Source organism: Nocardia sp. NPDC049526 (genome assembly GCF_044465765.1).
Taxonomy (GTDB): domain Bacteria; phylum Actinomycetota; class Actinomycetes; order Mycobacteriales; family Mycobacteriaceae; genus Nocardia.
Genome location: NZ_JBITMA010000011.1, coordinates 142840 through 149204 on the forward strand (window position 1 = coordinate 142840; position 6365 = coordinate 149204).

Below are 6365 nucleotides of genomic sequence, written 5' to 3' on the forward strand. Positions count from 1 at the left end.
CGTTCAGTCGACGCGTTCGCGGGCCTTTTCCACCCAGCGCTCAGCCCGATCGAGTTGTTTCTGGGTCGCGCGTAGTTGGTCCTGTGCACCGCGATCGGCGGTGCGGGCGAATTGTTTCTGCTGTTCGGCGTGCGCAAGTTCTTCGCGCAGTGTCTCGATGCGGGATTCGCACTCGGCCAATCGTTGTGCCGCCTCTTCCGCCTCGTCCTGTGCCGAATCCCTTGCTGCACGGGCAGATTCGAGGGCTTCGAGTGCCTCGTCGAGTTCCTGCCCCGCATTGTCCGCTGCGACGGGTTCGGCGGATTTCTTTGTACCAGTTCCGCTTACCGAGGTGAGTGCGGCACCACCGGGCCCGAAACCCTCATAACTCGCCGATGTCACCAGTGTCCCGCTGCGCACCTGCTCGGCGACCGTGTCATCGGCCAGCGCCGCCGTAAGCGTCTGTCCCACCTCGCGCAGCACCCCCTCGGTGACCGGATGCCCGCGATCTGCGGCCAGTGCGCCCGCCCGCTTGGCAAGGGCATTGACGACTTGCTGCCGCTGCGTGGTCAGCGCGCGCAACTGATCGCCGGACAATTCCCGTTGCGCCGTACGCAGCGCGGCACCGAGTTGCAGCAGCGCATCGACATCATCGGGTGCCGCACGGGCTAGCAGGTTCACCGTCCAGGCGACGACCGTCGGCTTACGCAGTTTGCCGACGGCGGTCGCGAGCCCCTTATCGCCCGCATCCTTGGCCTCGGCGACGCGTGCCGCCCTGGCGGCGATGAACTCACCAGGGTCTAATCCGTACAAGTCGACGGTGACCTCTTCGAGCCTCATACTTGCCAAGCGTAACGACCGGGTCTCCGGAAGCGACAGAGTGCACATACTGGACAAACGTCCATGTGTTCGTAGTGCGAAAGGCATTGATAGTGAACAGTTTAGGAATCATGGTCCTGGTCAACCTGATCCCGAAATTCGTCGGCCTCGCGCTGATGGGGCTGACCGGACTCTACGGGCAGTACTGAGCCGCGCCTCCTGTTGGTCGGCCGTCCGAACTGCTGATGCGGTTCGGGCGACCGTGACGGTATCCTCACCGCGTTCACATCTGTCGTGAACACGTTCGGTGAGAGAGGGTTTCCCGTTGAAGTTCCCAGGAATGAGGCTGCTGGCACGCATTGTGCTCGCCCTCCTGGCGGTGGGCGCATTGGTGGCCGTGGTGACCGGTTGTTCGGCGCTCGACAATGCAAGCAAGTCCGACACCGCCAAGGCGAAGGTCGGTGATTGCATCAATGTCACCGACAGTTCGTCATCGGCCACCAAGTCCGAGCCGGTCGACTGCTCGTCGCCGCAGGCGGTTTACAAGGTATTCCAGACCGCGGACAAGAAGCTCGAATGCGCGGCCGAATACACCACCTACACCGAGGACCTGGTCAGTGGCGGCCAGGCCTACATGTGCCTCGCGCCGAACTTCAAGCAGGGCAGCTGCTACGCCGATGTCGGCACCAACCCGTACAAGTACGTCGACTGCTCCTCTTCCGAAGCCACCTTCAAGGTGGTGCAGCGCATCGACGGTCAGGCCGACGAATTGCAGTGTGGCGCCGACGCGACCAGCTTCGTGACCGTCCCGGACCCGAAGGTCACTTTCTGCCTCGGCGCAGCCAAGGGCTGATTACTCGAGTAGTGCGACCGACGCGATCCGGTGCAAGGTGAAATGCCGGATCGCGCCGGTTACCGGGTCCAGTGCGTCGAGCTGGCCGTTGCCGACCTTCAACGGTTCGACCACGCGCTGTGACGCGACGCCCTGGGCGTCGACATAACCGATATTGACCGACCGCCGCACCCGCGCCGCCAATTGCAGCAGCGCCAGGGTTGCGGCGGTACTGGTTCTGGTGCCGTCGGGGCGCACCGCCTGACCGTTGCGGGCGCTGGCGGCCCGGTCGCCCGCGCGCAGCTCCGCGACGAGCAGTGTCAGCTGTTCGGTGCTCGGCGGCGTCGGGCGATACGGCTGCCTGGCATGCGGACGCACCGCGATCCGCGCGCCGCGGGGGCGCAGATCGACAATCGTGCCCGCGGAATCCTCACCGGCCGGAGCGAATCCGGCCGCGCGCAACCGTTCGAGCAATTCGCCCAGCGGGGCCTGGGCGATGGCGACGGTGGGTGCGATGGCCCGCAACGCGAGTTCGCTCGCCACCGGCGAACTCAGCACCTGCGCGAGCAGTGCCGGATCGTCACTGCGGACGAACGACTGCGCCATACCGGCCCGTAGTTGGCCGTGTCTGCGCGCGACGTCATCGATCAGATAGGTCAGCGACTGCGGGATCGGTGTGCGGGAATGCGTGGTGAACAGCGTATGCAGTTCGGCCGCGGTCATCCCGGCATCGAGCGCACGTCGCACCGATGTGTCGCTGATCCGGTAAACCGTTGCCGCACCCGCGGATTCGATATCGGCCACGAGCGCTACCCGGCTCTGTAGCTCCGGCGTCAGCGGACCGGGCGCGATGACGGTCAGATCCGCTTGGACCAGCACATGATCGATGGGTTCGGGCAGCGCCGATTCCATCTCGGCCTCGGCATCGGATGCGCTGGTCGGCGAGGCGTGCAGCAAGGCTCGCGCCGGTGCGGCGAGCGCACCGCGTCCGATGAATCCGAGCGTCGCGGCCTCGTCCAGCGTGTGCTCGACCGCCTCGACGCGGAAGTGCCTGCGCCACCGCGGTTGCCGCCAGGCCAGTATTCGGCCGATATCGGTGGGGGCCAGTGCCGTGCCGGTCGGATATTCGGTGAGCAGATCGAGCATGGTGCGGCGGTCGCGCGGTGCGTGCGGGGTGCGCAGTTCGATCGACAATGCCGCCAGCGGTTTGTCATTGGCGTCGCGCATGCCGATCATCCACGGCATGCGGTCCAGGTCCAGCCAGGCCTGTGCCAGCGCCACCCAGCGGCGCGCGGGCGGTGCGTCCCGCCAGCCGTCGGCGGCCGGTGTCGGTGCCCAGAAGTCGTCGGTGGAGTCGAATTCCGGTGGCGGGTCCGGCATACCCTTCTCGACGAGTTTGGCCGCGGCGAGCAGTTCGACGAGCAGTCCGGCGCGCGCTTCGTCGATACCGGTCTGTTTGGTGATGCGGCGCAACTCCCGCACGCCCAGCCCACCCGCGCGCAACGCGGGCGCGGGCGCCTGGCCGAGCGCCTCCAGAATGTCGGCACAGTGCCGCAGTAGCTCGCCCACTTCGCCCGCCGCGACCGCATTCACTTCGGTGGGGCTGTGCTTCGTCGGTGTCGGCTCGGGCGGTTTCAGCGCGTGCGGATGGGTCACCGGCTCCCGGCGCAGCACCTGGCCGACGGTGACCGGGAGTTCAACCGTCTCCTCGTCGATCCAGTGCAGTAATCGGCGGCCGAGCAGTTGCTGGATCGGGCGGTCGGCCGGCGTGCCCGGAGCGGCGTCCCTGGTGCGTCCGCGCGGGCCCGTGGTGGCCAGCTTGTCCAGCAGCGCGCGTTCGGCGGGGGCGACGGCCGCGAGGGCCGCGATCACCTCGGGCTCGGTCAGGGCATCCGGAATTTCGGTGGTGCTGCCGATCGGCCACGGCAGTGCCTCGGCGGTGGCCGGGATCAGATGTAGGTCGTCACCGTCGTTCCAGACCAGTGCGCGATCGGATAGGCGGGCCAAGGCGGCATCGATTGCCGCGACCTTCACCCGATCTTTCAACTGCACGCGCAATGCCTTGCGACTCATCGGCGTTCCGCCCGAGCCCGTCGCCCGATGCACCGCAAGGGTTTCCACGATCGCGAACTCGAGTGTGTCCAGGTCATCGGTGGCACGCAGGACCGACGCGCGCTGCTCGGCGCGGGCCGCGAGCACCGCCATGGAGGAGGGCAGTGGCACGGCCAGATCGGGCCGGAGTTCGAGCAGGGCCACCAGCTGCGCATCGCTGCGGGCCGCGAGCCACCCGGCCAGGGATTCGGTCGCAGTCATCTCGTCCAGCCTACGATGCAGCGGATTTGTCTGCCGGGGCAGGAGCACGGGTATGCAGCGCGTTAGCATGTGGTCGTGGTGAACAAATCGAAGAAACCCTATGTCGACCATGGCTGGCCCTCGGTGGAGGACGGTGGCCATGCGGTCACCGAACTGTCGTCGACTCGTTCCGGTGGGCTCTCGCCGTTCGGTGAGGACACCGAGTTTCCGGTTCCGGCCGATCAGCTGCCGTACATGCACCCGAATACGGTGATCAACCGCTGAGCGGCACACCGCTCGGCACTAGGACGGAAAACCCGCGGATACGAAGAAGGTCCCCGCATCAATGATGCGGGGACCTTCTTCGTACGGTCTGCGTTGTGACGACTCAGGCGGGCAGCATGCCCTTGTTCGCCTCGTAGAAGCTCACAACTGCCGGGTCGAGCTGAGTGCCCTTGGCGGCATTGAAGAAATCGAGGGCTTCCTGCGGGATCTGCACACCCTGGCCCTGTACGACGGCGACGGCGCGGTCGATCGCGTCGAACACCTGCTGGCTCGGGTCGGCGACGGCCTGCTCCGGGGCAGCCGGGGCCGGGTTCCAGCGCGGGGTCTCGGTGGAGGAGGGGGCGGTGCGCGGGGTGGATCCGCTGCTCAGGCCGAGCGAGGACGAGCACGAGGGCCAGGCGCCCCAGCCCTGGCTGGCGAGGACCTTCTCGGCGACCGCGATCTGCTGTTCGCGGGTGGCCTGGTTGGCGGTCGCGGCGTACTCGCCGCCGCCGTGAGCATTCCAGGTGGAGGGGGAGAACTGCAGTCCGCCCTGGAAACCGTTGCCGGTGTTGATGCCCCAGTTGCCTCCGGCCTCGCACTGCGCGAGGCGATCCCAATCCTGGTCGGGTGCCGCGCTGGCGTTTCCAGCGAGAGCCACACCAGCGGTGCCGATGATCGCGCCGGTGACGGCGACCTTGGCTACGGTGCGCCCGGTGGAGGTTGGCTTGCGATGGCGTCCACTCATATCGGGTTCTTCTGCCTCTCGTACGCATCTGCACGTGGTTCGGACTGAGAGGTCGTCCGTCCCGCCCCCACCCCTGCTTCCGTTGGGGTCCGGTACCCGCGGGGTGAGGTTTGATGCGGCGGGCCGGTGGTTGCCGGTTGTCCCGGCTGGGTAAGACGGTACGACGATCGGCGCGAAAAATCACTATTTGGTAACCGGCGGGTCTGCGCGGGTCTCGGACCGGTATCGATTGCGGCGGACAAGCTTCCGCGCAGCTGAGAGATGGTGCGGGCGGGCTGGTCGCGGGGAAGGGCCGCTCCGTTATCGCGCCGTGATGTGACGAGGATCACACTGGCGGTTCGGTAACGATTAGCAGGGGTAACCGGTCTACCGCGATCGTCGGCCGGACCACAGTGCGAAGACGATCGCACAGAGGAAGCCGAGCGGCGCCAACATCGCCAGCAGATACAGCCACAGGCCCGGGTCGGAATCACTGAGGACCGGCGTCAGAAATATGGCGACGATCGCAAGCAAGCCGATCGCGAACAGACCGAGTGCCACGTACAGCAACCGGTCGCCGGCGCGGCGCGGTGAGCGGCTCGGAGGCGGTGGCGCGGATGGGTTCGTCACTGCTCGACCGTAAAACTGATGTGCTTGCGTTATTCGCACCGGGGTAGACTCGGTGACAATCGCGTCCTGCACAGCTGTGGGGCGCGTTCTTTTCGCAAACTGACAGGAGCTGTCCGAGGCGGTATGCCGGACGAGCACCTGGGCAGACGGACGCGCTCGGGCCAGTGCTGCCCGAGTTTCGATGATGAACGGGTGAGTGCAGTGCCGACCGGCAGGGTGAAGTGGTACGACGTCGAAAAGGGCTTCGGCTTCCTTTCCCAGGACGAGGGTGAGGATGTCTATGTCCGTTCGTCCGCGCTGCCCGACGGCGTCGATGGGCTCAAGCCCGGTCAGCGTGTCGAATTCGGCATGGCCGCCGGTCGCCGTGGGCCGCAGGCGCTGAGTCTGAAGGTGCTCGAATCGCCGCCCTCGGTCCGTCAGGGCCACGAGCGCGATCGCGGTGCGCACAAGGAACCGGCCGCGCGCAAGCACACGCCGGACGAGCTGCACGGGATGGTCGAGGACATGATCACCCTGCTCGAGGCGAAGGTGCAGCCGGATCTGCGCAAGGGTAGGTACCCGGATCGCAAGACCGCGCAGCGCATTTCGGAAGTGGTGCGGGCGGTCGCGCGCGAACTCGATCACTGACGTTCGCGGATAACGAATTACGCGCGCTGCCCGGCCTACCGGGCAGCGCGCGAATCGTTTTCGGACCGACCGTTTCGAGCGACCTGCAAGCAGTCGCTGCCGACCGTTTCGAGCGACCTGCAAGCAGTCGCTGCCGACCGTTTCGAGCGACCTGCAAGCAGTCGCTGCCGACCGTTTCGAGCGACCTGCAAGCAG

Annotated in this window: 7 protein-coding genes; 3 read left to right on the forward strand and 4 right to left on the reverse strand. The window is 66.6% G+C overall.

Annotation, left to right across the window (positions count from 1 at the left end; translation table 11 throughout):
• Positions 1-3: 3 nt before the first annotated feature.
• On the reverse strand, positions 4-819 hold the full coding sequence (locus ACIBW7_RS31430) for a hypothetical protein (protein WP_397052639.1): 816 nt from the start codon (positions 817-819) through the stop codon (positions 4-6).
• 319 nt (positions 820-1138) lie between these two features.
• Here ACIBW7_RS31430 and ACIBW7_RS31435 point away from each other — a divergent pair, with 319 nt between their 5' ends.
• Positions 1139-1651 (forward strand): hypothetical protein, encoded by a 513-nt coding sequence (locus ACIBW7_RS31435; protein WP_397052641.1) that lies wholly within the window; start codon positions 1139-1141, stop codon positions 1649-1651.
• On the opposite strand, the gene ACIBW7_RS31440 is transcribed toward ACIBW7_RS31435, so the two are convergent.
• Positions 1652-3943 (reverse strand): helicase-associated domain-containing protein, encoded by a 2292-nt coding sequence (locus ACIBW7_RS31440; RefSeq protein ID WP_397052643.1) that lies wholly within the window; start codon positions 3941-3943, stop codon positions 1652-1654.
• A gap of 75 nt (positions 3944-4018) precedes the next feature.
• Between ACIBW7_RS31440 and ACIBW7_RS31445 the strand changes: the two genes are divergently transcribed.
• On the forward strand, positions 4019-4207 hold the full coding sequence (locus ACIBW7_RS31445; RefSeq protein ID WP_040686441.1) for a hypothetical protein: 189 nt from the start codon (positions 4019-4021) through the stop codon (positions 4205-4207).
• Between the two features lie 103 nt (positions 4208-4310).
• Here the strand turns inward: ACIBW7_RS31445 and ACIBW7_RS31450 are convergent, their stop codons facing one another.
• Positions 4311-4934: a resuscitation-promoting factor Rpf1 domain-containing protein gene (locus ACIBW7_RS31450; RefSeq protein ID WP_397052645.1), complete on the reverse strand. Its 624-nt coding sequence runs from the start codon at positions 4932-4934 to the stop codon at positions 4311-4313.
• 366 nt (positions 4935-5300) lie between these two features.
• Entirely contained in the window at positions 5301-5543 is a 243-nt protein-coding gene (locus tag ACIBW7_RS31455; RefSeq protein WP_387286249.1) for a hypothetical protein, read from the reverse strand.
• Between the two features lie 201 nt (positions 5544-5744).
• Between ACIBW7_RS31455 and ACIBW7_RS31460 the strand changes: the two genes are divergently transcribed.
• Complete coding sequence (locus ACIBW7_RS31460) at positions 5745-6170, forward strand: cold-shock protein (protein WP_397052823.1); 426 nt, start codon at positions 5745-5747, stop codon at positions 6168-6170.
• The last annotated feature ends 195 nt before the right edge of the window (positions 6171-6365 follow it).